22 protein-coding genes are annotated in these 25,937 nt (G+C 73.2%); 8 read left to right on the forward strand and 14 right to left on the reverse strand.

Annotation, left to right across the window (positions count from 1 at the left end):
- Window positions 1-184: 184 nt before the first annotated feature.
- From ACWC9T_RS15095 to ACWC9T_RS15105, 3 genes are all read right to left on the reverse strand, one after another.
- Complete coding sequence (locus tag ACWC9T_RS15095; protein ID WP_449821489.1) at window positions 185-964, reverse strand: hypothetical protein; 780 nt, start codon at window positions 962-964, stop codon at window positions 185-187.
- Window positions 951-1,475: a SigE family RNA polymerase sigma factor gene (locus ACWC9T_RS15100; RefSeq protein ID WP_449821490.1), complete on the reverse strand. Its 525-nt coding sequence runs from the start codon at window positions 1,473-1,475 to the stop codon at window positions 951-953. The genes ACWC9T_RS15095 and ACWC9T_RS15100 overlap by 14 nt, the downstream gene beginning before the upstream one ends.
- Before the next feature lie 359 nt (window positions 1,476-1,834).
- A complete protein-coding gene (locus tag ACWC9T_RS15105) occupies window positions 1,835-3,481 on the reverse strand; it encodes a M1 family metallopeptidase (RefSeq protein WP_449821491.1) in 1,647 nt (548 codons plus the stop codon).
- A 202-nt stretch (window positions 3,482-3,683) separates the two neighbouring features.
- On the opposite strand from ACWC9T_RS15105, the gene ACWC9T_RS15110 reads away from it, so the two are divergent.
- Window positions 3,684-4,589, forward strand: a complete 906-nt coding sequence (locus ACWC9T_RS15110) for a carbohydrate kinase family protein (protein WP_449821492.1) — start codon at window positions 3,684-3,686, stop codon at window positions 4,587-4,589.
- A gap of 29 nt (window positions 4,590-4,618) precedes the next feature.
- Here ACWC9T_RS15110 and ACWC9T_RS15115 read toward each other — a convergent pair whose 3' ends face one another.
- Entirely contained in the window at window positions 4,619-5,149 is a 531-nt protein-coding gene (locus ACWC9T_RS15115) for a GNAT family N-acetyltransferase (protein WP_449821493.1), read from the reverse strand.
- A gap of 239 nt (window positions 5,150-5,388) precedes the next feature.
- On the opposite strand from ACWC9T_RS15115, the gene ACWC9T_RS15120 reads away from it, so the two are divergent.
- Window positions 5,389-6,309 carry a polysaccharide deacetylase family protein gene (locus ACWC9T_RS15120; protein ID WP_449821494.1) on the forward strand — a complete coding sequence of 307 codons (921 nt, stop codon included), beginning with the start codon at window positions 5,389-5,391 and terminating at the stop codon, window positions 6,307-6,309.
- 21 nt (window positions 6,310-6,330) lie between these two features.
- Here ACWC9T_RS15120 and ACWC9T_RS15125 read toward each other — a convergent pair whose 3' ends face one another.
- The 3 genes from ACWC9T_RS15125 to ACWC9T_RS15135 form a co-directional block, all read right to left on the reverse strand.
- Complete coding sequence (locus ACWC9T_RS15125; protein ID WP_449821495.1) at window positions 6,331-6,762, reverse strand: YchJ family protein; 432 nt, start codon at window positions 6,760-6,762, stop codon at window positions 6,331-6,333.
- Window positions 6,763-7,144: 382 nt separating this feature from the next.
- On the reverse strand, window positions 7,145-8,686 hold the full coding sequence (locus ACWC9T_RS15130) for an FAD-dependent monooxygenase (RefSeq protein ID WP_449821496.1): 1,542 nt from the start codon (window positions 8,684-8,686) through the stop codon (window positions 7,145-7,147).
- 27 nt (window positions 8,687-8,713) lie between these two features.
- Window positions 8,714-9,328, reverse strand: a complete 615-nt coding sequence (locus tag ACWC9T_RS15135) for an acyl-CoA-like ligand-binding transcription factor (RefSeq protein ID WP_449821497.1) — start codon at window positions 9,326-9,328, stop codon at window positions 8,714-8,716.
- 204 nt (window positions 9,329-9,532) lie between these two features.
- Between ACWC9T_RS15135 and ACWC9T_RS15140 the strand changes: the two genes are divergently transcribed.
- On the forward strand, window positions 9,533-9,937 hold the full coding sequence (locus ACWC9T_RS15140) for a hypothetical protein (protein WP_449821498.1): 405 nt from the start codon (window positions 9,533-9,535) through the stop codon (window positions 9,935-9,937).
- 72 nt (window positions 9,938-10,009) lie between these two features.
- On the opposite strand, the gene qcrB is transcribed toward ACWC9T_RS15140, so the two are convergent.
- Window positions 10,010-11,632 carry a cytochrome bc1 complex cytochrome b subunit gene (gene qcrB / locus ACWC9T_RS15145; protein ID WP_449821553.1) on the reverse strand — a complete coding sequence of 541 codons (1,623 nt, stop codon included), beginning with the start codon at window positions 11,630-11,632 and terminating at the stop codon, window positions 10,010-10,012.
- 406 nt (window positions 11,633-12,038) lie between these two features.
- Here qcrB and ACWC9T_RS15150 point away from each other — a divergent pair, with 406 nt between their 5' ends.
- The 3 genes from ACWC9T_RS15150 (at window position 12,039) to efeB (ending at window position 15,978) form a co-directional block, all read left to right on the forward strand.
- Window positions 12,039-12,356, forward strand: coding sequence for a hypothetical protein (locus ACWC9T_RS15150; protein ID WP_449821499.1), 318 nt, complete (start codon window positions 12,039-12,041; stop codon window positions 12,354-12,356).
- A gap of 239 nt (window positions 12,357-12,595) precedes the next feature.
- A complete protein-coding gene (gene efeU, locus ACWC9T_RS15155; protein ID WP_449821500.1) occupies window positions 12,596-14,653 on the forward strand; it encodes an iron uptake transporter permease EfeU in 2,058 nt (685 codons plus the stop codon).
- Window positions 14,653-15,978 carry an iron uptake transporter deferrochelatase/peroxidase subunit gene (gene efeB, locus ACWC9T_RS15160; protein ID WP_449821501.1) on the forward strand — a complete coding sequence of 442 codons (1,326 nt, stop codon included), beginning with the start codon at window positions 14,653-14,655 and terminating at the stop codon, window positions 15,976-15,978. Before efeU ends, efeB begins: the two co-directional genes overlap by 1 nt.
- A gap of 53 nt (window positions 15,979-16,031) precedes the next feature.
- Here efeB and ACWC9T_RS15165 read toward each other — a convergent pair whose 3' ends face one another.
- Together ACWC9T_RS15165 and ACWC9T_RS15170 are read right to left on the reverse strand one after the other, a co-directional pair.
- The gene (locus ACWC9T_RS15165) at window positions 16,032-17,417 is read right to left on the reverse strand and encodes a sensor histidine kinase (RefSeq protein ID WP_449821502.1); all 1,386 of its coding nucleotides are present in this window, start codon (window positions 17,415-17,417) and stop codon (window positions 16,032-16,034) included.
- Window positions 17,414-18,094, reverse strand: coding sequence for a response regulator transcription factor (locus ACWC9T_RS15170; RefSeq protein ID WP_449821503.1), 681 nt, complete (start codon window positions 18,092-18,094; stop codon window positions 17,414-17,416). The genes ACWC9T_RS15165 and ACWC9T_RS15170 overlap by 4 nt, the downstream gene beginning before the upstream one ends.
- A gap of 163 nt (window positions 18,095-18,257) precedes the next feature.
- Between ACWC9T_RS15170 and ACWC9T_RS15175 the strand changes: the two genes are divergently transcribed.
- A complete protein-coding gene (locus tag ACWC9T_RS15175) occupies window positions 18,258-19,721 on the forward strand; it encodes a glutamate synthase subunit beta (RefSeq protein ID WP_449821504.1) in 1,464 nt (487 codons plus the stop codon).
- 45 nt (window positions 19,722-19,766) lie between these two features.
- Here ACWC9T_RS15175 and ACWC9T_RS15180 read toward each other — a convergent pair whose 3' ends face one another.
- The 3 genes from ACWC9T_RS15180 to ACWC9T_RS15190 all read right to left on the reverse strand — a co-directional run bounded on the left by ACWC9T_RS15180 (window position 19,767) and on the right by ACWC9T_RS15190 (window position 23,724).
- Window positions 19,767-20,339 carry a hypothetical protein gene (locus tag ACWC9T_RS15180; RefSeq protein ID WP_449821505.1) on the reverse strand — a complete coding sequence of 191 codons (573 nt, stop codon included), beginning with the start codon at window positions 20,337-20,339 and terminating at the stop codon, window positions 19,767-19,769.
- A 216-nt stretch (window positions 20,340-20,555) separates the two neighbouring features.
- The gene (locus ACWC9T_RS15185; RefSeq protein WP_449821506.1) at window positions 20,556-22,022 is read right to left on the reverse strand and encodes a hypothetical protein; all 1,467 of its coding nucleotides are present in this window, start codon (window positions 22,020-22,022) and stop codon (window positions 20,556-20,558) included.
- A gap of 418 nt (window positions 22,023-22,440) precedes the next feature.
- Entirely contained in the window at window positions 22,441-23,724 is a 1,284-nt protein-coding gene (locus tag ACWC9T_RS15190; RefSeq protein WP_449821507.1) for an MFS transporter, read from the reverse strand.
- Window positions 23,725-23,896: 172 nt separating this feature from the next.
- Here ACWC9T_RS15190 and ACWC9T_RS15195 point away from each other — a divergent pair, with 172 nt between their 5' ends.
- Window positions 23,897-24,637, forward strand: coding sequence for a TetR/AcrR family transcriptional regulator C-terminal domain-containing protein (locus ACWC9T_RS15195; protein WP_449821508.1), 741 nt, complete (start codon window positions 23,897-23,899; stop codon window positions 24,635-24,637).
- A 340-nt stretch (window positions 24,638-24,977) separates the two neighbouring features.
- Here ACWC9T_RS15195 and murQ read toward each other — a convergent pair whose 3' ends face one another.
- Window positions 24,978-25,883, reverse strand: coding sequence for an N-acetylmuramic acid 6-phosphate etherase (murQ, locus tag ACWC9T_RS15200; protein ID WP_449821509.1), 906 nt, complete (start codon window positions 25,881-25,883; stop codon window positions 24,978-24,980).
- Between the last annotated feature and the right edge of the window lie 54 nt (window positions 25,884-25,937).

Raw genomic sequence — 25,937 nt, forward strand, 5'->3', positions numbered from 1 at the left:
GGGTGGGGGGCCGACGGCGCGGCGGTGGAGGGTGCGGCCCGGGCATCGAGGACCGGGCCGGACGGCGGGCCTGCGGACGCGCAGCCCGTCAGGAGCAGCGCCGTCAACCCCACGAAGGCGTGACGGGGTAGGGACATGGCGAATCGGTTTCGTCAAACGAGTGGTCAGGAGGACGGGCGGAAGGTCAGCGGGCGACCCGGAGCGAGTCGAGCACCTGCTGCACCTGCTGCAGCGTCTGGTCCGAGGGCGCCCGGACACAGGCCGTCAGCTCGATCCGCACACTGGTGTTCCAGAGGATGACGCTCCGGTGCCCGACGAGTTCCTGATTGCCGTTCTGGCTGGCGCAGTCCTTGTCGACCGCGATGCCGACCATGCCGGTGGTCTCCCCGCCGGTCGCCCCGGCCGAGTCCGCAATCCCGACCACCTTCACGGTGAGGAGGGCCCGGTCCGAGGTCAGCGCTCCGATCGGCGGGCAGAAAACGGCCGTCTGGGGACAGGGGACCTTCGTGTCGAACTGCCGGTTGGCCAGGTAGCCGAGGTGGTCGCCCGGGCCGTCCACGCCCGAGACCTGTGCGTACCAGCCCGGCGGCAGGGCCGCGGTGAGACCGTCGGCCTGCGGGAAGCGCACGAGGTTCCCGGACTGCGGGGGCGAGACGGACGGCGTCGGCGCGTGCGAGGGCGAAGAGGTGCCCGCCGGGCGCTCCGCCGCCGGCCCGACCGCGTCCCGGTCCGGTGCCGGGGCGATCGCCGGCGCGGCGGCCAGCACAGCGGCGAGCAGCCCGCCGCTGAGGCCGAGTCCGATCCCGGTGGCCCGCCGCCGTCGCCTGCTCCGGTCGGCGCGTGCGAGCACCCGCTCCATCCGGTCCTCCGGCGTGGCCAGGGCGGGGACGGCCCGGCGCAGCAGGACGCGCAGCTCCTCCTCCTCGGCCTCCGCGTTGTCGCGCGTCGGGTCAGACCCGCTCAAGGCTTCCCCCGTCCAGCAGCAGTTCCCGGGCCGGGAGCCGTCCGCGCAGGGCGGCCAGCGCCCGGTGCGTCTGGCTCTTCACCGTGCCGGTGGTGCACCGCAGCACCTCGGCGGTCTCCTCCACGCTGAGGTCCTCGAAGAAGCGCAGCACCACCACGGCGCGCTGGCGCGGCGGCAGCGCCCTGACCGCCTCGGCGACCACCTGGCCGAGCACCACCCCCTCGAAGGGGTCGGCGGCCGCCGGCGGCGGCTCCGGCAGTTCGCCGTGCGGCAGTTCCCCGGTCCAGCGTCGCCGCCACCAGGAGACGTGACAGTTGACCATCACCTTCCGCAGATAGGCCTCGGGCCGGTCGGGCGCGATCCGCTCCCAGCGGGGCCAGACCTTGGCCAGCGCGGTCTGCAGCAGGTCCTCGGCCTGGTGCGGGTCGCCGGTCAGCAGCCAGGCCGTGCGCAACAGTTTCGGACTGCAGGCGGCGACGAACTCCGCGAAGTCCGGTGTTGCGTCCCTCATCCTGCTGCCGTCCCCGCCATGGTCTCCGCACCGTTCCTGTCAGCCGTGGCGGCCGGTCGGGCCGCGTCCTCGATGGTGTTGTTCTCACGGTTGCTGAACGCGGTGGGCGGCGGGGCGGGTTGCCGCCTACGGCGGAAATCTTCTCACGGCGGGTAGGCGGGCAGGCACGCAGGAGGGCGGGCGGGCCGCGGACCTTGGACGGCCCGCGAGCCGGCCGGGACTCGGCCGGGCGGCGGGCGGGCCGTGGGGACCACCATGGCCCGCCCGGCCCCGACCGGTCAGGGGCGCGCGGGGAGCGCCCGGACGCACTTCCCCGCGTGACCGGGCGGGCGAAAGGCACCAGACCATACGAAAGGAGATCAGAGCGTCCCCGACCCCTGCACCGCCTCGGTTTCGAGCCGCCGGGCGGCGGCGGGCGGCGCCGAGGACACCGGTCCCACCGCCCAGTCCGGGTGCCCCGGCATCGGCGGCGTACGCAGCCCGTACAGCCAGTCGGTGAGGAACCCGCCGAGGTCCTGCCCCGACACCGCGGAGGCCGTGCGGACGTAGTCCTCGGTGGTCGCGGTGCCGTACCGGTGCTCGCGCAGGAAGGTGCGCTCGATCCGGTCGAAGGTGTCCGCGCCGACCTTCTCCCGCAGCGCGAACAGCACCAGCGCGCCGCCGGTGTAGCGCTGGTTGTCGAAGAGGTGGCCGGCGGTGGGGGAGGCGACCGCCCCGGCGTCGTGCCGCCACTGGTCTCCGAGGCCGTACAGGTAGCGCATCCGGTCCGCCAGGGTGGTGTAGCCCCAGGCGTCCGGCCAGCCGCGCTCGTAGCGGTAGGTGAGGCCGTAGAAGTCGGCGTGCCCCTCATTGAGCCACAGGTCGGCCCAGGTCGCGGGGGAGACGCTGTCGCCGAACCAGGAGTGCACCAGCTCGTGCATCATGTGCGAGCCGATCTCCGACTCGCTCTGGCGCAGGAAGTTCGGCTTGTAGAGGGTGAGGGTCTGGGTCTCCAGGCCGGTGAAGGCAAAGGCTGCCGGGTCGTCGGTGTTGGCGGGCATCAGGCCGTAGGACTCGAACGGGAACGGGCCCAAGTGCTGTTCAGCCCAGCTGAGTTGGTCGGCAGTGAGGTTCAGGGCCGGTTCCAGCCCGGCGGCTCGGGCGGTTGGGACGACGTCGCGCAGCGGCAGCCCGTGCGGGCCGGTGCGCTCCCGGACGGTGTAGTAGCCGACTGAGACCTGGACCAGCTCGGTGGCCATCGGCTCGCGGGAGACGTACCGCCGGGTGGTGCGGCCGTCGCCCAGCCGCTCGGTATCCGCCAACTCCCCGTTGGCGACGCCCAGCAGGCTGTCCGGCGCGGTCACCGCGATGGAGAAGCGGGCCTTGTCGCCGGGGTGGTCGTTGCACGGGAACACGGTGTGGGCGCTGTCCGGCTGGCCGGCCACCGCGAAGCCGTCCGGGGTCGGGACCCAGCCGGTGTGCGGCAGCTTGGCGCGCGGGTCGGCCGTGTACTCGACGGTCAGCCGCACGGTGGTGCCGCGGGGCAGCCGCTTCGCCGGGGTGACGGTCAGCTTCTCGTCGTGGATGGTGAACTCGGCCGGCCGCCCGTCGACCCGGACGGCCCGCACCTTCAGGCCGAGCGCGTCCAGCGACAGGCCGGCGAGCGTCCGGGACGTCCGGGCGGTGATCACCGCGGTGGCGTCCACCGTGCGGGTGTCGGCCCGGTACTCGAAGGCGAGGTCGTACGCGAGCGCCCGGTAGCCGGTGTTGCCGAGCGAGGGGAAGACCGGATCGCCCAGCCCGTCCGCGGCGGTGGCCGACGGGACACTGGCGGACAGCAGCGCCGCGCTGAGCGCGAGCGTCAGGGCGAGACCGGCACGGGGCCTGAGCAGGGTGATCACCGCACTTCGGGAGCCAAACGATCGGGGCCGTGCCGCGGTACGCGCGCGACGCACCGGCACGGATGCTAGTGGACCGTCAGGCCCGCGCGGCCGGGACCGGCCCGGATCGTGACGACACCCGGACATCCCCCGGACGGCTCACCGCGATGGTGGGGCGCCCGGACGGGGTCTAGCGTTCGAAGTGCTCCGTCCCCTGACGGACGGGGCCACGGCCGTCGGAGAACCTGGCCAGGTCCGGCGGCCGTACTTCATGCCCTGACGGCTCCCGGCAGCACCCCGTAGGCTGACGCCCGAGACGACGCCCGCGTACCGGATGCCAGGAGCCGCAGTGACCAGCCCCGATTCACACGTCCTGGTGATCGGCGAGTGCGTCGCCGACGTCGTCCGCACGGACGGGGCCCCGGACGTCGTGCACCCCGGCGGCAGCCCCGCGAACCTCGCCTACGGCCTGGCCCGGCTGGGCCGGCCCGCCGCGCTGCTCACCGAACTGGGGGCGGACGACAACGGGCGGCTGATCCGCGAACACCTGGAGTCCGCCGGGGTGGAGGTCCGGGTCGCCGAGGTGTCGCGGACGCCCTCGGCGGTGGTCCGGCTGGACGGGCGGGGGCGGGCGCAGTACACCTTCGACATCGGCTGGACCCTCCCGCCGACCGACCTCGCCTCCGCTCCCGGGGCGATCCACCTCGGCTCGATCGGCGCGGTCACCGAACCGGGCGCGGCCTCGGTGCTGGCCCTGGTGGAACGGTGGTGTGGCCGGGCGCAGGTCAGCTACGACCCGAACGTGCGCCCCGCACTGATGGGCGAGCGGGCGGAGGCCGTCCGCCGGGTCGAGCGCTGCGTGGCGCTGAGCGACCTGGTCAAGGCCAGTGACGAGGACCTGGCCTGGCTCTACCCGGGCGAGCCCGCGGAGGCCGTCGCCGAGCGCTGGCTCACCCTCGGCCCCACCCTGGTAGCCGTCACCCTCGGCGCCGAGGGCGCCTTCGCCGTCGGCTTGGACGGCGGCCGCGAGCAGGCGCCGGCCGTCCCGGTCCCGGTCGCGGACACCGTCGGCGCCGGGGACTCCTTCATGGCCGCCCTCCTGCACGCCCGCGCCTCCGGCACCGGCCTGGCCGGCTGCCTCACCCAGGCCGTAACGGCTGCCGCTCTCACCGTCTCCCGCCCCGGCGCCAACCCGCCCTCGGCCGCCGAACTGGCGGCGGCCCTGGACCGCTACTCGGACGCGGGCGCGAGGTAGACCCGGTCGTCGGTGAGGAGTCAACTCGGCTACTGCACAGCCACGGTGAGGTCCTTGCCGTACCAGACCTGGGCGTACGGCCCGCTGTTGTAGGCGGGGATCTCCCGGTAGCCGTTCCGCAGGTACAGCGCGCGGGCTTCGACCAGGTCGAGGCGGGTGTCCAGGATGATCCGGTCGGCGCCCATGGTGCGGGCGGCCTCGTCGACGGCGGCCAGGAGGCGGGCGCCGCCGCCGGTGCCGCGGACGGTGGGGCGGACGAAGACGCGGGTGAGCTCCACCGTGGTGGCGTCGTAGCGGCGCAGGCCGGCGCAGGAGTGGGCGGTGCCGTCGTAGTGGCCGAGCAGGAAGAGTCCGGTCGGCGCGGCGAGGTCGTCGCTGGGGGAGTCGGCGAGGCCGGTCTCCAGCTCCTCCGGGGCGCCCTCCCGGCCGAGGTGGAGGCGGTAGTAGCGGTTGGCCACGTCGTAGTAGTACTCGCGCAGCAGCTCCAGGGCCTCGGGGGTGGTCACGTCGGCAGTGGTGACGGCCCAGAGGTCGGGGCGGCGGGGCGCGTTGTTCGTCATGCGCGCATGATCCATTCCCCGGTGCCGGCGCCGCAAAGGGTTTTCGCCCCGGTTCCGGCTGCTTCGGCAAAGGAACGGCAAGGCGAGCGGCGCGCCGTTGCCCCGGGCGGGTGATGGGGGGATTGGCGGCGGTGCGCGACGGGGGAGCACTGGCAGCTATGAACGGACCATCAGTTTGTCGCACCGGCGCGGGCCTGAGGGGAAGTCAGAAGCAGCGGGGCGGTGCACGGGTAGGCCTGTTGGCCACCGTCTGCCTCTCCGCCGTGGTCGCCGGCTGCGCCGGGCCGGCCGCCCCCGCCCACCCGAAGGCGGCCCCGGCACCCGCTGCCGGGGTCGCCGCAGCGGACCGCGGGCCGGCCCGCCCGCCCGCCGCACCGCAGATGCTGCCGGGACTGGCCCGCCAGGAGGAGGACACCAGTGGCGAGGCGGTGGCCCGCCAGGAGTCGGTCGCCCGCGCCGCGCTGGAGACCGCACAGCGCTGGGGCCTGGACCGCCCTCCGCTGAAGGCACCGCCGCGCCCGGCGACCAGGGCCGCGCTCACCCCGGTGCAGGGCGTCAAGCTGAAGGACGGCCGCCCGCCCGTGGTGTTCCGGGTGCCGACCAACGACAAGGTGGTCTTCCTGACCGTCGACGACGGCTTCGAGAAGGACCCGGAGTTCTCCAGGATGGCCGGGGAACTGGGGATCCCGCTCAGCGCCTTCCTCTCCGACTACCTCGTCCGCGACAACTACGGCTACTACCGGGACCTGCACAAGCAGGGCGTGGAGATCAACAACCACACGATCAACCACCGCAACCTCAAGGTCCTCGACTACGAGACCCAGCGCCAGGAGATTTGCGACCAGCAGGACCAGCTGGAGCAGCAGATCGGCGTCCGCCCCCGGCTCTTCCGGCCCCCGTACGGCGAGTACAACGACGACACCCTGCGCGCGGCCGCGTCCTGCGGCGTGCAGGCGGTGCCGATGTGGAACGAGGAGGCCTTCCCGGACCACATGGAGTGGCGCTACGACGACCGGAAGCTGCACCCGGGCGACATCATCCTCACCCACTTCCGGGGCACCGCCGACTGGAAGGCCACCATGCCGGACCTGCTGCGCAAGGTGGTCAACGACGTCACCGCGGCCGGCTTCTCGCTGGGCCGCCTGGACGACTACCTGTAGGCGGCACCCGTCGGTGGAGCCTCAGCCGAGCGAGAGGGCGTCCAGGTACACCCAGGCGCCCTCGTGCCGGACGAACCGGCTGTGCTCGGTGAGCACGCCCTCCTCGCCGCCCTCGGTCCAGTGCGCCCGGAAGGCGACCGTGCCCTCGGCGTGGAAGGCGCCGCCCTCGGTGGTGGAGACCACCTCCAGCCGGGTCCAGCGCAGCGCCGGGTCGAAGTCCACCTCGGCGGGCCGGGTGTCCGGGTGCCAGGTGCGCAGCAGGTGGGCCTCGTCGTGGGCGGCGAAGGCGCTGAACCGGGATCGCATCAGCGACTCGGCGGTGGCGGCCGCCGCCTGGCCGCGGTGCAGTCGGCCGCAGCAGTCGCCGTAGGCGGCGGGCAGGCCGCACGGGCACGGGGAGGAGGGCAGCAGCCGGGGAGCGGCGGTGCGGGGCGCGGAACGACGTCGGGACATGCGGTCCATTGTCCCCCACCGCCGGAAGGCTTTCGCCGGGCCCGCCCCTCGCCGGACGAGGGAGCGGGCCCGGCGGTCCTGCAGGAGTCGGTCATCATCTCGGCGAGGCCCCGGAGGACCCCGACCGGCAACAGCAGGACCAGGTACACCGCGGTGGCGTTCTGCGGCACCGTCCACCACTCGCCGCGGGCAGCAGCGGTCGGGCGGCCGGTGGTGGGTGCGAATCGGCTCACGCACCCACCTCGCTTCGCTCGGCAGGGGCATTCGCCCATGCGCACCTCTTGATGATGAACTCGCTGCGCTCGCTCACGCCCTCCGTGCTCCGGCCGCACCGACCTGCCCGGGCAGAGGTGGGATACTCAGTCCGCCCGGGTACGGGTACTCAGACGCGCGGCTCGCCGAACCAGGTGCGCAGCGCCCGCTCCAGCCCTGCCGGGGCGTCGTCGACCTCCGAGGCCCAGGCGACGTACCCGTCCGGGCGCAGCAGCAGCGCCCCGGCCGGCGGTTCGGCGCACTCCACCGCCACCACGTCCACCCGGTCCTTCCACCCGGCCGCCCGGTCCGCCAGGCCGAGCGACCCGCCGGTGAGGTCGAGCAGCAATGCCCCTCCGCCGCGGGTGAGTTCGGCGAGCCGGACCGGGCCGTCGGCGGTGGTCAGCGCGAGTTCCGGGGCGAAGCCGCCGGCCGAGGGGTGCGGGCAGCCGGTGTCGTAGCGGATGTCGCTGCCCGCCATCAGGGCGGCGATCCGGGCGAGGTTGTCCTCGTGCGAGAGCAGTTCGCCGACCAGGGCGCGCAGCGCGGTGGTGCCGTGGCCGGGGGCCATCAGCGCGATCTGGGCCTGGGAGTGCATGAACACCCGCTCGCCGATCGGATGGCGCTCGCGGTGGTAGCTGTCCAGCAGGCCGGGCGGGGCCCAGCCCTGGAGTTCGGCGGCCACCTTCCAGGCGAGGTTGGCGGCGTCCTGCAGGCCGAGGTTGAGGCCGGGTCCGCCGGTCGCGGCGTGCACGTGGGCGGCGTCGCCGACCAGTAGGACGCGGCCGTCGCGGTAGCGCTCGGCGAGCCGGGTGTTGTGGCCGACGGTGCGGCGCGGGGTGAAGGGTCCTGCGGTACGGGCCGGGGCGAGCGGGAGGTCGGCGCCGGTCACCCGGTGGACGCTGGCGCGCAGCTCGTCCAGGGTGAGCGGGGTCTGCTCGTCCACCGGCGGGCCGCCCCACTCCATGGTCGCGATCATGACGGCGTCCGGGCTGAAGGGGGAGATGACGAACACGCCGTGGTCGGTGCGGGTGTGGGTGTACGTGCGGAACGGGGTCGGGCAGCCGGGCAGCAGGACCTCGCCGCTGTCGGTGGTGCGGAGCCCCTCGGGAGGCAGCACGTGCGCGACGCGGGAGACCGGGTCGGGCGAGGTGACGCCGGGGAACCCGATCCCGGCGAGCTTGCGGACGGTGCTGCGGCCGCCGTCCGCGCCGACCAGGTAGCGGGTGCGCAACTGCCCGGCGCCGTCGGGGCCGTGGACGTCGACGGTCACCCCGGTCGAGTCCTGGCTGAAGCCGGTGACCTCGCAGCCGCGGCGCACGGTGACGCCCAGTACGTGGGCGTGCTCCTCCAGCACCTCCTCGATCCGGTGCTGGGGCACGGGCACGGCGTGCAGCGGGTTGTGGTCGAGCCGGTGCAGTTCCAGCGGGAAGGCGCCGAACACGAAGCGCGGCACGGGCTGCGGTGCGCCCGGGACGCCGCTGAGCTGCTGGTACAGGCCGCGGTGGTCGAGCAGCCGGAGCACCTGGCCGACCAGGCCGTTGGCCTTCTGCTCGCCCGAGCGCGCGGGCAGCCGGTCCAGCACCACCGGCCGGACCCCGGCCAGCGCCAGTTCGCCGGCCAGGAACAGCCCGGCCGGGCCGGCCCCGACGATGACGACATCGTTGATCATTTCAAATCCCCCTCAGATGCGGTGAGTTCACCGGGATGACGGATCGGGCAGCCCGGCCGCCAGCTGTCGCAGCGCCTCGGCGAACAGCGGTTGGAACGGCACCACCGGGTCGGCGGCCAGGTAGTGCTCGTTGGCGACCTGCAGCGCGGAGAGCGCGGCCGAGGCGACCAGCTTCGGGTAGAGGTCCCGGTCGGCGTCGGTCCCGGTGCGGGCGGCCACCGCTGCCGCCAGCTCGGCCCGGATCGCCCCGCCGCCGCGGAGCAGCTCGGCCTGGAGCGACGGCTCGCGCAGCAGCAGTCGCACGGCGGCGACCCAGTGCGGGTCGGGCTCCTCGGCCGCGCCGCCGTACGGTGCGACGAGGGCGTGGGTCAGCGCCTCCCACAACGGCTCCTCCGCCGGGCGGGTCCGCAGTGCCCCGGCGGCCTGCAGGATCCGGTCGCGGTGCCGGAAGACGATCGCCTCGGCCTTGCTGGAGAAGTAGTTGTTGTAGGTGCGCGGGGACACCCCGGCCGCGGCCGCGATGTCCTCCACCCGGACGTTCTCCAGCCCCCGTTCCACCGCCAGGCACAGCGCCGCCCAGCTCAGTGCCTCCCTCGTCGCGGCCTTCTTCCGTTCCCGCAGACCGGGTTGCCCGTTCGTCATGGGCTCCACTGTCCCGTAAAAACTGCGCGTCACGCAATAGTGCGCGACACGCAAGTTTTTCCCCTCCGGACGGGTCATGGCGAGCCGCCCGCCACCTGCGGTTCGTCGCTGATAGTAGTTTCCTGGTTGCGGAGCGATCCCAACCGGGAGCCCATTCCCGCAGGTTTCCCGGCGGGACGACTCGACAGGACTTGAGGAGCGGCCATGGGTGGCAGACAGCGTCCGCCGAGAGCGCGGAGCCCTCGCCAGGGCAGGCCCGCCGACGACGCCGGCGGCCGGGTGAACCCCCGGGTGGAGATCGCCCGCATCGAGGGCTTCCTCGCCTGGGAGGCGGAGGTTGCGGCGGCCGGACGCGACGCCCAGGCCTTCGCCGCGCAGTTCCCCTGGCTGCCGGACGCGGAACGGGAGAGCCTCGAACAGGCCTACGCCGCCGACCGGCTGCGCTACGCCGAGGAGGTCGTGGACCGCGCCGTCGATCGCTGCCGCCGGCTGGCCGCCCGCTACCGCGCCGAGTGCCGCCGGATCTGCGCCCGCTGGGCGGCGCTCTGCCTCACCGTCACCCTGGCTGCCGCACTGTTCGCGGTCGTTCCCGCCGTTCTGCGGGGCTGAGCGCCCGGATGCGCCGAGGGCCCGCTGTGCCGTTTCCGGCGCAGCGGGCCCTCGCTGACTTCGATGCGGGGATCAGTGGTGGCCGTGGCCGCTGCTGACCTCCTCGTGCTCCTCGACGGTCGGCTTGGGGATCTGGCTGCCCTCGCCGAAGAAGCCGCGGGACAGCTTGGCGCGGGTGCGGGTCCACAGTCCGGCCTTGCGGGCCACGCCGTTCTCGTCCACCTCGGGCTCCAGCACGACCGGCTCGGGCTGGTCGTGCGCGGTGAGGGTGTACATCCGGCCCTGCGGCAGCGGTGCGTGCACCTCGATGTACTCGCCGTGCTGCAGCCGCTGGATGACACCGGTCTCCCGGCCGTGCAGCACCTTCTCCTTGTCCCGCCGCTGCAGGCCCAGGCACCACCGCTTGGTGATCACGAAGACGACCACCGGTACGGCGAAGAAGCCGGCCCGCACGAAGTAGGTGATCGTGTTGATCGACAGGCGGAAGTGGGTGGCGAGCAGATCGTTGCCGCCACCGACCAGCAGGACCAGGTACAGGCCCATCCAGGCCGCGCCGTAAGCCGTGCGGACCGGGGCGTTGCGCGGGCGGTCGGCGATGTGGTGCTCGCCGCGGTCCCCGGTGATCCATGCTTCGATGAACGGGTAGCCCCAGAGGAGCACCAGCACGGTCGGGAAGATGACCAGCGGGATGAACACCCCGAGGTTCAGGGTGTGGCCGCCCCAGACGCTGATCTCCCAGCCGGGCATGACTCGGATCAGGCCCTCGGAGAAGCCCATGTACCAGTCCGGCTGGGCGTCCGTGGACACCTGGTCGGGCCGGTACGGGCCGTACGCCCAGATCGGGTTGACCGTGGCGATCGCCGCCATGACCGCGACCACGCCGAAGACCAGGAAGAAGAAGCCGCCCGCCTTGGCCATGTAGACGGGCATCAGCGGCATGCCGACCACGTTCTTGTTGGTGCGGCCGGGTCCGGCGAACTGGGTGTGCTTGTGGTAGAAGACCAGGATCAGGTGCGCCGCGAGCAGGCCCACCATGATTCCCGGGATCAGCAGGATGTGCACGGTGAACAGTCGCGGCACGATGAGGACGCCCGGGAACTGCCCGCCGAACATGAACATCTGGATGTACGTGCCGACGATCGGCACGGCCAGGATCGCGCCCTCCATGAACCGGATGCCGGTGCCGGAGAGCAGGTCGTCCGGCAGCGAGTAGCCCATGAAGCCGTCGAACATGCCGAGGAACAGCAGCAGTGCGCCGAAGACCCAGTTGATCTCGCGCGGCTTGCGGAACGCGCCGGTGAAGAAGACGCGCATCATGTGCGTCAGCATTGCGGCGACGAACACGATCGCCGACCAGTGGTGGATCTGGCGGATCAGCAGGCCGCCGCGGATGTCGAAGCTGATGTCGATGGTCGAGGCGTAGGCCTGGGACATCTCGATGCCCCTGAGCGGGACGTAGGAGCCCTCGTAGACGACCTCGCCCATGCTCGGCTGGAAGAACAAGGTCAGCCAGACGCCGGTCAGGATGATGATGACGAAGGTGTAGAGCGCGATCTCGCCCAGCATGAAGGACCAGTGGTCGGGGAAGATCTTGCGCAGGTTGGACTTGGCCAGGGAGTAGATGCCGAGCCGGCCGTCGGTCCAGTCGGCCAGGGCCTCGGCCTTGTTGGCGGGCTTGGCGCGCGTGCTGGTCACCGGTCCCGGCTGCGACTGCTGGTCGGCTCTCACGACGGGCTCCCCGGCATTCTCGGCGTGCCGTGGTGGAGGCCCGCCGGCGGGAACCCCGGCCGGCGAAGTGTTGTGATCATGGGACCTCTCGATACGGGCCCGCCGGTCGGACCGGCGCGCGGACCAGGTGTTCCGCTGGACCCGTTGCTCAGGGTGATGGAGCGCTTACTCTGTCATGCTGTCGGCAGGGGGCCGACTGTGCACGTCCATCGGCCCGTCCGGCCGCTCGTGTCGGGCCGGACGGGGGTTCCTGACGCCCGATCGGCTGGCCCCGGTCGGCCCAACGGGCGTCGATGCTGCGCCCGGGTGCAGCTGAACCGTTCGGCGCGCGCCGCGTCCGGGAGTCGCGCGGGCCGGGGCCTACGCTGCGCCAATGGCGGATCACCGTGAACTCTTCGAGGACGTCACCGAGGCCCTGGCCCGCGCCGGGTTCGACACCGGGTCGGGCCCCTCGCCGCTGTCGATCGGCCACCACCCCGAGGGCGTGGTGCTCGGCTGGTCGCCGGGTGTCGCGCCGGACGGGCCGCCCTCCGGGGAGGCGCGAGCAGCGGTGAGCGGCGCGGCCGCGCTCGTCCTGCGCGAGCACGGCTTCCTGGTCACCGAGGCGGGGGAGGGGGAACTGCTGGTGCGCTGCGCCGAACCGGTGACGGTTCCTCCGGAGCCGGAGGCGCCCGAGCAGTGGTGGGGGTGATGTCGGTCTCCCCCCGGCCCTGTGACCCGCCGAGTTGACGGCCGCATGGGCGTTCCCATACCGAACCCTTACCTGAAGCAGGGGTGCAGTTGACCACAGCGGCTCTAAGGTTTGCCTAAGCTAAGCGAAGCGCCCCGGACCTCGGTGTCCGGGGCGTTCGCCGTGCCGTTCCGCCGTCACCGCGGCGGCGCGCCGAGGACAGGTACAACCCGGGGCGGCCCGGGGGAGGAGCCCGCTGCATGTGGGATGAGGCGTTTCCCAGCTTTCTGATCGGGCTACGCGAAGGCCTGGAAGCGGGCCTGATCGTGTCGATCCTGGTCGCCACTCTGGTACGGGCCGGTCAGAAGGGCCGACTGCCCCAGGTGTGGACGGGCGTCGCGGCCGCCGTCGCGCTCAGTCTCAGCTTCGGTGCGGTGCTCACCTTCACCGCCGCCAACCTCTCCGGCCACGCCCAGGAGGCGTTCGGCGGGGTGCTGAGCCTGATCGCGGTCGGCTTCGTCACCGCCATGGTGTTCTGGATGCGCCGCTCGGCGCGCACCCTCTCCGCCGACCTGAAGGAGAAGGTCCAGGCCTCGCTGGCGATGGGTGCCGGCGCGCTGGTGCTCACCAGCTTCCTCGCGGTCGCCCGCGAGGGCCTGGAGACCTCGCTCTTCCTGTGGACCAACGTCCGCACCGCCGGGGAGTCCACCGGCCCGCTGATCGGCGCCGCTGTCGGTCTGCTGCTCTCCACCGGCCTGTGCTGGGGCCTGTACCGCCGGGCGCTGAAGATGAACCTCACCCGGTTCTTCACCATCACCGGCGTCGGCCTGATCATCGTCGCGGCGGGCGTGCTCGGCTACGGCCTGCGCGACCTGCAGGAGTCCGGGCTGGTCGGCGGTGCCGGCAGCTACGCCTTCGACCTGAGCGGCCACCTGGACGCCTCCTCCTGGTACGCCACGTTGGTCCAGGGCATCCTCAACCTGACCGTCACCATGACGGTCCTCCAGGTCGTCGGCTACATCGCGTACCTGAGCATCGTGATGACCCTGTTCGTCGAGGGCATCCGCGGCGGCAAGGCGACCCCGGCCCCGGCGGCCGCCGAGAAGGCCCCGAGTGCCGAGGCCGAGGCGGACGCGGAGCGGGCCGAGCAGGTGCGCGCGGGCCGTCCGCGCTGGGTGGTGCCCACCGCGCTGGTCGCCGTCCCGGCCGTGGTGGCCGGCGTCGTGATCGCCGCCAGCGACGGCAAGCAGGACAGCACCGCCACCGTCTCGGTCTCCGAGCAGGAGTGCGGCAAGGGCTTCGCCGACCCGCAGCCGGGCCAGCAGGTGTTCCAGATGCACAACACCGGCGACAAGGTCTCCGAGGTCTACCTGGTCAACCCGGGCACCGGCGCCGTTTACGGCGAGATCGAGGGCCTGGCCCCCGGCACCACCCGCGCGCTGACCGCCACCATCGGCTCCGGCGACTACGCCTGGCGCTGCGTGCCCACCGGCGGGAAGACCGTCACCTCCGCCGCCGTCCACGTCAGCGGCGGCACCGAGGTCAAGGCGGTCAAGCCGGTCACCGAGGACGACCTCAAGGCCCCGCTGGACAGCTACAAGGACTACGTCGTCAAGGGCCTCGCGACCCTGATGACGCAGACCCAGAAGATCCAGACCGACGTGCACGCCGGCGACCTCAACGCCGCCAAGGCCGACTGGCTCACCGCCCACCTGCAGTACGCCTCGCTCGGCGCCGCCTACGGCACCTTCGCCGACCTCGACAAGAAGATCGACGGCCGCGCCGACGGCTTCGCCGACAAGGCCGGGGACAAGGACTTCACCGGCTTCCTGCGCCTGGAGTACGGCCTCTGGCACGGCCAGTCCGCCGCCGACCTGACACCGGTCGCCGACGAGCTCGCCCAGAACGTCGCCAAGCTGGTGCACGACTTCCCCACCCAGGACTTCGACCCGGGCGACCTGCCGCTGCGCGCCCACGAGATCCTGGAGAACACCCTGCAGTTCGAGCTGACCGGCGACACCGACATGGGCAGCGGCACCAACCTGGCCACCGCCCAGGCCAACCTGGCCGGCACCCAGGAGCTGCTGACCCTGCTGCAGCCGCTGCTCGACGAGCGCGACCCGCAGGTGCTGGTCCGGGTCAACGCCGGGATGAAGCGGATCGGCGACCTGGTCGCCGCCGCCCGCACCGCCGACGGCTGGACCCCGCTGGACAAGCTGCCCGCCGACAGCCGACGCCAGCTGAACGGTGCCACCGGCCAGCTGCTCGAAGACCTCTCGCCCATCCCCGCGCTCCTTGAGATCCGGAAGGCCGCCTGATGACCGACCAGACCGCAGCCACCGGGTCCTGCCCCTTCCCGCACGCCGCCGCGGCCGCCCAGGGCGCCGAGCAGGGCGGCTGCCCGGCCGGACCGGCCCGGCGCAGCTTCGTGCGGGCCGCGCTCGGCGCGAGTGCCGGGGCCGCCGTGCTCGCCGGCGGGGGCTTCACCCTCGGCGCTGGCCAGGCCGTCGCGGGGGACAGCCACCTGTCGAAGACCGGTGCCGTCCCGTTCCACGGCGACCACCAGGCCGGCATCACCACCCCGACCCCGGGCTACGCCGCCTTCATCTCCTGCCAGGTGATCGCCCAGGACCGCAAGGGCCTGGAGGACCTGTTCAAGACCCTGACCGAGCGGATCCGCTTCCTCACCGCTGGCGGCACCCCGCCGGACCTCGGCGTCGGCGCGCCGCCGTCCGACAGCGGCATCCTCGGCCCGACGGTGCCCACCGACAACCTGACCGTCACGGTCGGCGTCGGCGCCTCGCTGTTCGACGACCGCTACGGGCTGGCCAAGGCCAAGCCGGTCAAGCTGACGCCGATGAAGACCTTCCCCAACGACAACCTGCAGGCCGCCGAACTGCACGGCGACCTCTCGCTGCAGATCTGCGCGGACCAGCAGGACACCGTGCTGCACGCGCTGCGCGACATCACCCGGCACACCCGCGGCGCGCTGCAGATCCTCTGGCGGATCGACGGCTTCCAGAACCAGTCCCGCCCGGACGGCGCCCAGCGCAACCTGCTCGGCTTCAAGGACGGCATCGTCAACCCGGACGCCACCTCCTCCCGGGAGATGGACCGGCTGATCTGGGTCACCGACGGGATGGGCGAGCCCGCCTGGGCGACCGGCGGCAGCTACCAGGTGATCCGGATCATCCGGATGCTGATCGAGTTCTGGGACCGCGTCACGCTCACCGAGCAGGAGAAGATGTTCGGCCGCCGCCGTGACACCGGCGCGCCGCTGGACGGCCACCAGGAGACCGACGCGCCAGACTACGGCAAGGACCCGGACGGCAAGGCGATACCGCTCAACGCGCACATCCGCCTCGCCAACCCGCGCACCGCCGACACCGACACCTCGCGCATCCTGCGCCGCGGCTTCAACTACGACCGCGGCATCGACAGGGCCGGCAACCTGGACATGGGCCTGGTGTTCTGCTGCTACCAGCAGGACGTGGTGCGGCAGTTCGAGGCCACCCAGACCCGGCTGATCGACGAGCCGCTGGTGGACTACATATCGCCGACCGGCGGCGGGTACTTCTTCGTCCTGCCGGGCGTGAAGGACAACGCCGACTGGCTCGGGCGGGGGCTGCTGGCCGCCGTCTGATCCCGACGTAGCTGCGGGCCCGGTGCTCCGAGGCACCGGGCCCGTTCGCGTGGTCAGCCGCCTATGGTGAAGCCGATCACCGCGCCGCCGCCCTCGCGGTTGGCGGCGAAGGCGGTGCCGCCGTGAGACTGGGCCACCTCGGCCACGATGGCCAGGCCGAGGCCCGAACCGGGCAGGCTGCGCGCGGCGGTGGCCCGGTAGAAGCGGTCGAAGACCCGGTCGAGGTCGGCCGCGTCGATGCCCGGGCCCCGGTCGCGCACCTCGACCCGCGGGCCGCACACCACCAGCTCGATCGGGGACGTCCCGGCCGGGTCGAACTTGGCGGCGTTGTCCAGCAGATTGCCCACCGCGCGGGCCAGCGCGTCCGGGCGGGCGGTGACGGTGGTGTCGTCCGCGTCCACGGTGATCTCCCGGTCGCTGCGCCGCCGCGCCTGCACGGCGGCCGCATGGGCCAGCTCCGCCAACACCACCTCGACCGGCTCCTCGTCCGCCTTGCGGTCCGCGGCGAGCGCCACCAGCTCCTCCACCAGCAGGGTCAACTCCCGCGCCTCCTCGGCCAGATCGGCCATCAGTGCGGCTCGTTCCGCGGGCGGCAGCCGGTCCAGGGCGGGCAGCACCGAGAGGTTGGTGCGCAGGCTGGTCAGCGGGGTGCGCAGCTCGTGCCCGGCGTCCTGGACCAGTCGGCGCTGGTTCTCCTTGGCGGTGGCGAGCCGGACCAGCATCCGGTCGAAGGCGCGGCCGAGCCGGCCCACCTCGTCCGTCCCGGCGGCGGGCACCGCGACGTCCAACCGACCGCTGGCGGCGACCAGTTCGGCCGCGTCGGTGAGCCGAACCAGCCGACCGGTGATCCGCCGGGCGAGCAGCCAGCCGGCCGCCCCGGCGATCAGCACGACGGCGGCCACCACGGCCACCATCTGCTTGCGCAGTTTTGCCAACAGCGCCTCGATGTCGCCGAGTTGCTGCACGATCTGGACCGCGCCCCGGCCGCCGCCGAGCGAGACCACGCCCACCCGGCAGGTGTTGCCGCCGAGGTGGCGTACGTCGGTCAGCGTCCGGGCGGGGGCGTCGGCGCGAGCGAGTTCGCGGTCGGCGGCCGTGGTCGGGAGGTCGAGGCGGGCGGTGCCCGGGAGGACGGTCCCGTCGGCGTTCAGCGCCCGAGCGGTGACCCGGATCGGGTGCAGCAGCTGCTCGCTCAGCCCGCTCGGACCGTTGAAGTCCCCCGGGTGCAGCTTCTCGCGTTCGACCTGGCCGCTCACCGCCCGGACGGCCGAGGTGAAGTCGTCCGTCTCGTCGTTGCGGATCAGGTGGGCGGCGGCGCGGTAGCCGAGCGTGCCGATCACCACTGCGACCAGGGCGGCCATCGCGGCGAAGGCCAGTGCGAGGGTGGTGCGCAGGCCCGGGCGCGGCAGCTGGGGGCGCGGGCGCGCGGGGCCGGTCACGGCTCGCGCAGCGTGTAGCCGACGCCGCGGACGGTGTGGATCAGCGGGGCCAGACCGGGGCGGTCGAGCTTGCGGCGCAGGTAGCCGATGAACACCGCGAGGTTCTTGGAGCCGGGGCCGAAGTCGTAGCCCCAGATCCGCTCGTACAGGGTGGTCTGGTCGAGCACGGCGCCGGCGTGCCGGGTCAGCAGCTCCAGCAGGTCGAACTCGGTGCGGGACAGCTCCAGCTCCTCCCCGGCGCGCCACGCCCGGCGGGCGGGGGGATCGACCCGGAGGTCGGCCACGGTCAGCACGTCCTCGACGGGACCGGGCGGCTGGCGGCGCAGCAGGGCCCGCAGCCGGGCGAACAGCTCGTCCACGTCAAAGGGTTTGACCAGGTAGTCGTCGGCCCCGGCGTCCAGTCCGGCGATCCGGTCCGGGACCTCGACCCGGGCGGTGAGCATCAGCACCGGGGTGCGGTCGCCGGCCGCGCGCAGCCGGCGGCAGACTTCCAGGCCGTCGGGCTCGGGCATCATCACGTCGAGAACCAGGACGTCCGGGCGCTGCTCGGCGAGGACGGCGAGGGTCTGGGTGCCGTCCGCCGCTATCCGCACCCGGTAGCCCTCCAGCGTCAGGGCGCGGGTGAGCGAGTCGCGGATGGCGCGGTCGTCCTCGGCGATCAGCACGGTGTGGGTCATGGGGAGATTCTCCCTGGCGTGCTCACGGCAGTTGCGGGCGGGTCGCGGGGTTCTTCGGCTGACGGCTTTCGCGTGCTGCTTCGTGGGCGTACGGTGGCCACACGGTGGCGCGCCGCCGGGTGGGCCGCCGGGTCCGTGTCGGCACGCCCTGCGGGAGGCCGCGATGGCAGACCGGATGGCCTTCCTCACCACCCCGCGAGCGGAGCGGGCGCGGCGGGACGCGCAGGAGCGGCTGGGGGACTGGCGGGAGGTGTACCGGCCGGGGGCGCTGCTGCCGGTGGTCGGCGGACAGGCGGCGCGGTGCATGGACTGCGGGCTGCCGTTCTGCCACGCCGCCTGCCCGCTGGGGAACCTGGTGCCGGAGTGGAACCGGCTGGTGGCCGAGGACGACTGGCGGGCGGCGGCCGCGCGGCTGTTGGCGACCAACAACTTCCCGGAGTTCACCGGGCGGCTGTGTCCGGCGCCGTGCGAGAGCGCCTGCGTGCTGGCGATCGACGGGGCCGCGGTGACGATCAAGAACGTCGAGCTGGCGATCGCCGACCGGGCCTGGGAGCAGGGCTGGGACCGCCCGCAGCCGCCCGAGCGGCGGGGCCCGCACCGGCGGGTCGCGGTGGTCGGTTCGGGGCCGGCCGGGCTGGCCGCCGCCCAGCAGCTGACCCGGGCCGGGCACGCGACCACGGTGTACGAGCGGGCCGACCGCCCGGGCGGCCTGCTGCGCTACGGGATACCGCCGTTCCGGCTGGAGAAGCACCGATTGGAGCGGCGGCTCGACCAGTTGCGGGCCGAGGGCACGGCCTTCCGCACAGGGGTGCGGGTGGGGCGGGACGTCACCGGCGAGCAACTGCGGGCCGGGTACGACGCGGTGGTGGTCGCGGTGGGTGCCGCGGCCTGCCGGGAGCTGGCGGTGCCCGGGCACGGGCTGCCCGGGGTGCACCCGGCGATGGAGTACCTGACCTGGGCGAACCGGGTGGACGAGGGGGACTGTGCGGTCTCGCCGCTGTCCGCGGAGGGGCGGCAGGTGGTGATCGTCGGCGGCGGGGACACCGCGGCCGACTGCCTGGGGACGGCGCTGCGCCAGCGCGCGGCCGCGGTCACCCAGCTGGACATCAACCCGCGCCCGCCGGAGCGCCGCGCGGCCGGGCAGCCCTGGCCGGTCCACCCCAAGGTGTACCGGGAGACCACCTCGCACGAGGAGTCGGAATCGGGTGCCCGGGTGTTCGCGGCGGCCACGGTCGGCTTCGAGCCGGGGCCGGACGGACGGCTGACGGGCGTGCGCTTCGCCGAGGCCGAGCCGGGCGACCGCAGCGCCCGGGCGGGCACCGAGCGGATCCTTCCGGCGCAGCTCGCGCTGCTCGCCCTGGGCTTCACCGGGCCGGAGCCGGGCCAGCCGCTGTTCGCCCAACTCGGGCTGGTCGTCGGGCCGGACGGCGCGCTGGAGCGGGACGACGGGTTCGGCACGGGCGTCGACGGCGTGTTCGTCGCGGGGGACGCCGGGCGCGGCCAGTCGCTGATCGTCTGGGCGATCGCCGAGGGGCGGGCGACGGCCGCGGCGGTGGACCGCTATCTGCGCGGTCGTACCGAACTCCCGTCGCCGATCAGCGCCTCGGCGCGGGCGCTCACGCTGTGAGGGCGTGGGCGCCGGCGCCGGACGGTTTTCTGATCGGCTTTCCGATCAGCCGAGGCCGAGGACGGAGAGCGCGGTGGTCCAGTCGGTGGCGATGGCCTGCTGGGCGGGCACCAGGTCCACCTGGTGGTTGCAGACGGCGCGGTAGAGCTTGTACTCCACGGTGTCCTTGTCGGTGGAGGACTGGCTGTTCGAGCCGGTGGCGTAGCGCGGCTCCGGCCACAGGTTGTTCGGGTCGGTGGGGTTGCCGCCGAGCGACAGCGGGATGAAGTGGTCCTCCTCGTAGTCCGCCGTGTTGGTGTCGTCGTAGCCGTACTGGGCGATCTGCTGGACCTTCAGGCGGTTGGTGTACGTGCTGGAAGGGCGGATCGAGGTGCTGTAGCCCGGGACGCAGATGGTGGAGTCGATGGTGTCCTGGGTGACGTCCGGGTTGGTGGCGCCGGGGGTGCAGGCCGGGTCGGGCAGCGGGAGGTAGGCCTGCGAGCAGGTCACGTCCAGGGCGGCGCGGGTGTGCGAGGCGGGGGCGGGGGCGGCGGCGTGCGCGGTGCCGGCGGTGGCGAGGGCGGCCGCGGCGAGCACGACGGTCGCGACGGCGGGGGCGATGCGGTGGGCGCGAAGCATGTGGGGAGCTCCCTGACACGGGCTCGGCACGGGTGTGCCGGGCGGTGTGTTCATGCCACCACCTGCGGGTCTATGCGGGTAGACAGGGAATGGTGAATAGTTGACAAAGTGTCAGTCAACGAGGTCGGGGCAAGTGTTCGCTTGACGCGCTCCCAACAGGTGGGTGTGCGGGTCCTGCCGACCCCCGGCGTCGGGTTCGACGCCGGGGGCTCGGTGTCAGTGGCGCGGCAGGTGGCGGACGAACACGTCCGGGACCTTGTTGGTGTCGCCCTGGACGAGGCTGCCGTCGTCCGCGCTGAACACCACCGTGGCCCCGTGGGCGTCGACGTACGGGCCGAACGAGGCGCCGGCGCTCTGCGCGCCGTCGCCCGCGACGCTGACCCGCTCGGTGCGGCCGGTCCACAGGTCGCGCCGGAAGACGTCGGAGACGCCGTTGGTGTCGCCCGGCACCAGGTTGGCGGCCGTGGAGTCGAAGTACACCCAGCGGTCGTCCGCGGTCATCCGGCCGTTGTAGGAGTCCCCGGCGGTCTTCGTCCCGGGCAGGCCGACGCTGACCAGGGTCTCGGTGCCCTCCTCCAGGTCGCGGACGTACACCTCGAAGTGCCGCTCCCACCACTTGTCGCCGTGCTGGACCCAGGTCGAGTAGGTCGCGTACCGGCCGTCCGGGCTGAGCGAGGGGGAGTCCGCCCCGCGCCAGCCGCCCTTCTCGTCCGCGCTGGCCATGGTGGTCTCCTCGGCGCGCAGGTCGCGGACGTACACCGGGTAGAGGTGCGGCTTGAGGATCCCCGGGCGGTCGTCGGTCCTGAAGGCGTCGCGGACGAACTGCTCGTCGGACTCCTGGGCGGCCTCGGCGGTGAGCTTGGCGGCGGCGTCCGGGGAGAGGGCCCCGGACTTGTCCGGGCCGGTGATGTTGGTCGCCTTGGAGATGAAGGCGACGCTGCCGCCGTCGGCGCTGATCACGGGGGCGGCGGAGGAACCGTTCGCCTCCTTGCCGTCCGCACCTATGCTGACCAGGCGGTTCTCGCCGGTCCACAGGTCGTGGACGTAGATGTTGGCACCCTGCCAGGTGACCGTGTCCGGGGCCAGGTCGGTTCGGTTGGACTGGAAGGCGAGGTAGCGGCCGTCCCAGCTGAGCGACGGATGGCCGGAGAACTTGTCGGGCTGCGGCTTGCCCGGCTCCTCGCCGACGGAGACCAGGGTGGTCTCGCCGGTCCAGCGGTCGTGGACGTAGACGTCGTCGAAGCCGAGGTTGGCGCCGGGCACCAGGTTGGTGGCGTCGGAGCTGAAGGCGACGTAGCGACCGTTGCCGCTGATGGTGGCCTCGAAGGAGGCCCCGTTGGCCTGGGCGCCGTCCGGGCCGGTGTTGACCCGCTCGGTGCTGCCGGTCCGCAGGTCGCGGACGAAGACGTCGGACTTGCCGTTGGTGTCGCCGGGCACCAGGTTGGTGGCGTTCGAGGTGAGGACGGCGTACCGGCCGTCGGCGCTCAGACCGGCGGCGAGTGAGGCGCCGTCGGGCTGCGCCTGGCCGAGGCCGGCGGACACCCGCTCGGTGTCGGACTTCCGGTGCGGGTCTGCCTGGGCGGCCTGCGTGGTGGTGAGCGCGAGGGCGGCGGCCGCGCCGAGTGCGCAGGCGGCGCGCAGCGGGCGCCGCGACGGGCGGGCGGTGGTGCGTGTGCGGGTCATCTGGTCCCTCCCCTGGGAACGGCCGGCCGCGTCGACGGCGACGCCGGGCGGCGTCGAGGACTGGTCGCGTTGTGGACTGGTTGCGTCGAGGACTGGTTGCATCGAACTCCCCGGCGGTCGGCTCGGGGTGAGCCAAGCGCCGGGCGGGGTGGATGGTCAACGGCGGTGGGGCGGGAGGGGCGCATTCGCGTCAGGCGGCTTGTCGGCCGAATCGGGCCCGGGTGGCCTGCGCGGCCCGGGCGCCGGTAGCGGGGTGACGGGGCTGGTCGGCGGGGCGCGATGTCCGGGGGAGGGCGTACCGGATCGCCGCCTTGGTGGACGTTGACCGTGCCGCCCGGTGCGGTACCGGCGATCCGCGCCGGCTCGGCGGGTTGGTCGCGCGGCACCGCTTCCTGCTCCCGGTGGGCTGAATCGGCGGTCACGCGCTGGGCTCCGGGGCTGGCTGCTGCTGGTGCCGCTGGTGCTCGCGCTGGTCGTAGCGCCAGAGCGCGGGGAGCGCAGCCGACAGGACGGCGCCGCTGCCCAGGCAGAGCAGGCCGCCGGTGCGCAGCGCGGCCCGGATGCCCTGGCGGGCGGCGAGGCCGCCGGCTCGCAGGTCGCCCAGGGCGGGTCCGGCGGAGCCGATCAGCATCTCCAGGCCGGCGGCGCGGCCTCGGAGTTCGTCCGGAATGGACTGGTTCCAGATGGCGCTGCGGAAGGTGTCGCCGATCCAGTGGCCGCCGCCCGCGACGATCAGGCAGAGCAGTACGGCCCACAGGCCCGGGGCGAAGGCGGCCGCGGCGGTGGCCGCGCCGACCAGGGAAGCGGAGAGCAGGACCAGCCGCCCGTGCCGGTGCACCCGCTCGGTCCAGCCGCCGGTGACAGCCGCGATCAGGCTGCCGGCCGCGGACGCCGAGTAGAGCAGGCCGAGCGCCCAGACCGCGTCCAATTCCTCGGCCAGGAACGGGAACAGTGCGGTGGGTAGGGCGAAGACGGTGGCCGCGAGGTCGGCCAGGTAGGTGCCGATCAGATCGGGCCGGCGCGCCGCGTAGCGGGCGCCCTCGGTGAACTCGCGCAGCCGGGGCGCCTCGGCGTCGCGCTCTGAGGGGATCGGCCGGACCTGGGCGAGCAGGGCGAGCGACAGCAGGAAGGTTGCGAGGTCGACCAGGTAGGCCGCCGGAACCCCGGCGGTCGCGACCAGCAGCCCGGCGGCGGCCGGGCCGGCCACACCGCCGATGCTCCAGCGCAGCGAGAGCAGCGCCCCGGCCGCCACCAGCTGATCGTGCGGCACCAGTCGGGGGGTCATCGCCTCGACCGAGGGCTGCTGCAGGCCCTGGATGGCCGCCGCCAGTGCGGCGGCGAGGTAGAGCGGCCAGACGGCGGGTGTGCCGAGGAGCGCGTTGGCCAGCAGCAGGGCGCTGAGTGCGGCCAGCGCGACCTCGGTGACCAGGGCGACGGTGCGGCGGTCGGCGCGGTCGGCGAGCACGCCGCCGTAGAGGCCGAACAGGATGGTGGGCGCGAGTTCGACCGCGCCGACCGCGCCCACGGCGAGCGGGGAGTCGGTGAGGTGGGCGATCTGCAGTGGGATCGCGGTCATGGTGAAGATCGAGCCGAGCAGGGTGACCGTGCCGGAGGTCCAGGTCAGCCGGAAGTCCCGGGAGGACCGCCAAGGGGCGGTGTTCGGCAGCAGTCGGGACCAGGAGCGGTCCGTTCCTGAGGTCATGAGGGGCTGGTCCCTTCGTGGCCGTCGTTCTCGTGACGGCGTCCTTGGTGATGGCGCACGGACCTGTCACTGAGTGTGATCGCCGGATCCTCCTTATCACTGATAAAGCCCGGCTCGGAACTTAGCGGCGATAAGGTGGGTCTCGCAAGCGGATAACCGGGAGGCCGATCGGATGGCACTGCAACGCGACGAGGTGGTGCGCACCGCGCTGCGCGTGCTCAACGAGGAGGGCATCGACGGGCTCAGCACCCGGCGGCTCGCCCGGGAGCTCGGCGTGCAGTCACCGGCGCTGTACTGGCACTTCAAGAACAAGCGGGAACTGCTCGACCTGATGGCGGAGGCGATGCTCGCCGAGGCGCTCCCGCCCGACCGTGAGCCGGACCCGGAGCACTGGCCCGAGTGGATCGCCGCCGACGCCCGGGCCAAGCGTAACGCCCTGCTCGCCTACCGCGACGGCGCCCGGGTGCACGCCGGCACCCTGCCAACCGAAGACGAACTTCCGGCGGTCGAGGCCCAGTTGAGCGCCCTGTGCCGGGCCGGACTGTGCCCGCGCACCGCGCTGAGGCTGCTGCTGACCGTCGACCGGTACATCATGGGCTGGGTCACCGAGGAGCAGGCCTGGCGGCAGGACGCCGCAGAGCGCGCCCGGCCGCCATTCCCGGACGAGGCGCTGCGCGAACTGCCGCTGCTGAGCGAGGCGGTGGACGTACTGCGGATGACCGACCACGACGCCGACTTCGAGTACGGGCTGCGAGTGCTGATCGAGGGGTTCCGGGCCGAGATCGCGCGTGAGGCGTCGGGTGCGGCTGAGGGTGCCCGCGCGGGTTCTCATGAGGATGTGCCCGGTGCCGGGCATCGGCTGGCGTCCTGCGCCGGAGATCCGTCGTTGGTTGCGTGTGAGCTCTTCTCCTGATCTCCCGGTGCGCCGTCGAGGCCCGGAGGTGGAACCGTTGCTGCTGTCCGACGAGGAGCGGGCCGCGCTGACGCGGTGGACCCGCAGAGCATCGTCCGCCCAGGCGTTGGCTCTGCGGGCCCGGATCGTGCTTGCCTGCGACGGCCCGGATGTGCCGTCGATCATCGGCGTGGCAGGGGAGTTGGGCATTACCGCGGACACGGTCCGCAAGTGGCGTCGCCGGTTCCTCGCCGAGGGCTGGACGGGCTGGTGGACGAACCCCGGCCGGGTTGGAGGAGACCCCGAAGAAGATCCGCAACGCCCTCGCTCGATCCTGCCGACGAATCTCCGGCGTAGGACACTAGCTGCGCGCCAGGTTCAGGGCGCCGCGCAACCGTCCGTCCGAGGAAGTGAGCAGTCGGGCAGCGGTGGGCGCGTCTACGTCGGCGAGCAGGACCAGGATCGCGTCCTTGGTCCGGCCGTCGGTTGCCGTCAGAGCCTGACGGACCGCGTCCTGGTCGGCGCCGGTGGCCTCGGCGACGATCCGTCGGGCGCGCTCGCGCAGCTTGGCGTTGGTGGCCCGGAGGTCGACCATCAGATTTCCGTACGTCCGGCCGAGGCGCACCATCACGGCGGTGGACAGCAGGTTGAGCACCAGCTTCTGCGCCGTTCCCGCCTTCAGCCGGGTGGACCCGGCCAGTACCTCGGGGCCGACCTCCACCTCGATCCCCAGCTCGGCTGCGGCCACCAGCGCTGAGCCCCGGTTGCAGGCTAGCCCGACGGTCAGCGCCCCGGCCGCCCGAGCGGTGCGGACCGCCGTCAGCGGGTAGGGCGTACGGCCCGAGGCGGAGACGCCGACCAGGGTGTCGACGGGGGCGAGATCGAGCGCGGTCACGTCGGCCTCGGCGAGGTCGCTACGGTCCTCGGCGCCCTCTGCGGCCTTCGTCACGGCCGTCCGGCCGCCCGCGATCAGGCCGATGACCAGGGCCGGATCGGTGCCGAAGGTGGGTGGGCACTCGGCGGCGTCCAGCACCCCGAGCCGCCCGGCCGTCCCCGCCCCGGCGTAGACCAGCCGTCCGCCGCGCGCCATCCGGGCGGCCACGGCGTCCACCACGGCGGCGATCCGCGTCAACTCCCCGGCGACGGCGGTGGGGACGGTCCGGTCCTCGGCGTTCATCAGGCGGAGCAGGCCGAGGGTGGACAGCTGGTCGATCGCGGCCCACTCGGGGCGGACCGTCTCGGTCGGGGGCACGGCGTCGGGGTTCATGCGGCGAGCGTCCCCAGGTGCGCGCGGCCTCAACCCGGGCCAGCGTGGAGGGGA

It is taken from the genome of Kitasatospora sp. NPDC001159 (assembly GCF_053598235.1).

Coding starts and splice junctions, on each gene's coding strand:
- ACWC9T_RS15170 (WP_449821503.1), bottom strand. CDS start 18,094: ATGACCCACACCGTGCTGATCGCCGAGGACGACCGCGCCATCCGCGAC.
- ACWC9T_RS15175 (WP_449821504.1), top strand. CDS start 18,258: ATGGCAGACCGGATGGCCTTCCTCACCACCCCGCGAGCGGAGCGGGCG.
- ACWC9T_RS15100 (WP_449821490.1), bottom strand. CDS start 1,475: ATGAGGGACGCAACACCGGACTTCGCGGAGTTCGTCGCCGCCTGCAGT.
- ACWC9T_RS15150 (WP_449821499.1), top strand. CDS start 12,039: ATGGCGGATCACCGTGAACTCTTCGAGGACGTCACCGAGGCCCTGGCC.
- ACWC9T_RS15125 (WP_449821495.1), bottom strand. CDS start 6,762: ATGTCCCGACGTCGTTCCGCGCCCCGCACCGCCGCTCCCCGGCTGCTG.
- efeB (WP_449821501.1), top strand. CDS start 14,653: ATGACCGACCAGACCGCAGCCACCGGGTCCTGCCCCTTCCCGCACGCC.
- murQ (WP_449821509.1), bottom strand. CDS start 25,883: ATGAACCCCGACGCCGTGCCCCCGACCGAGACGGTCCGCCCCGAGTGG.
- ACWC9T_RS15140 (WP_449821498.1), top strand. CDS start 9,533: ATGGGTGGCAGACAGCGTCCGCCGAGAGCGCGGAGCCCTCGCCAGGGC.
- ACWC9T_RS15130 (WP_449821496.1), bottom strand. CDS start 8,686: ATGATCAACGATGTCGTCATCGTCGGGGCCGGCCCGGCCGGGCTGTTC.
- ACWC9T_RS15105 (WP_449821491.1), bottom strand. CDS start 3,481: ATGTCCGGGTGTCGTCACGATCCGGGCCGGTCCCGGCCGCGCGGGCCT.
- ACWC9T_RS15195 (WP_449821508.1), top strand. CDS start 23,897: ATGGCACTGCAACGCGACGAGGTGGTGCGCACCGCGCTGCGCGTGCTC.
- ACWC9T_RS15115 (WP_449821493.1), bottom strand. CDS start 5,149: ATGACGAACAACGCGCCCCGCCGCCCCGACCTCTGGGCCGTCACCACT.
- ACWC9T_RS15190 (WP_449821507.1), bottom strand. CDS start 23,724: ATGACCTCAGGAACGGACCGCTCCTGGTCCCGACTGCTGCCGAACACC.
- efeU (WP_449821500.1), top strand. CDS start 12,596: ATGTGGGATGAGGCGTTTCCCAGCTTTCTGATCGGGCTACGCGAAGGC.
- ACWC9T_RS15185 (WP_449821506.1), bottom strand. CDS start 22,022: ATGACCCGCACACGCACCACCGCCCGCCCGTCGCGGCGCCCGCTGCGC.
- ACWC9T_RS15135 (WP_449821497.1), bottom strand. CDS start 9,328: ATGACGAACGGGCAACCCGGTCTGCGGGAACGGAAGAAGGCCGCGACG.
- ACWC9T_RS15180 (WP_449821505.1), bottom strand. CDS start 20,339: ATGCTTCGCGCCCACCGCATCGCCCCCGCCGTCGCGACCGTCGTGCTC.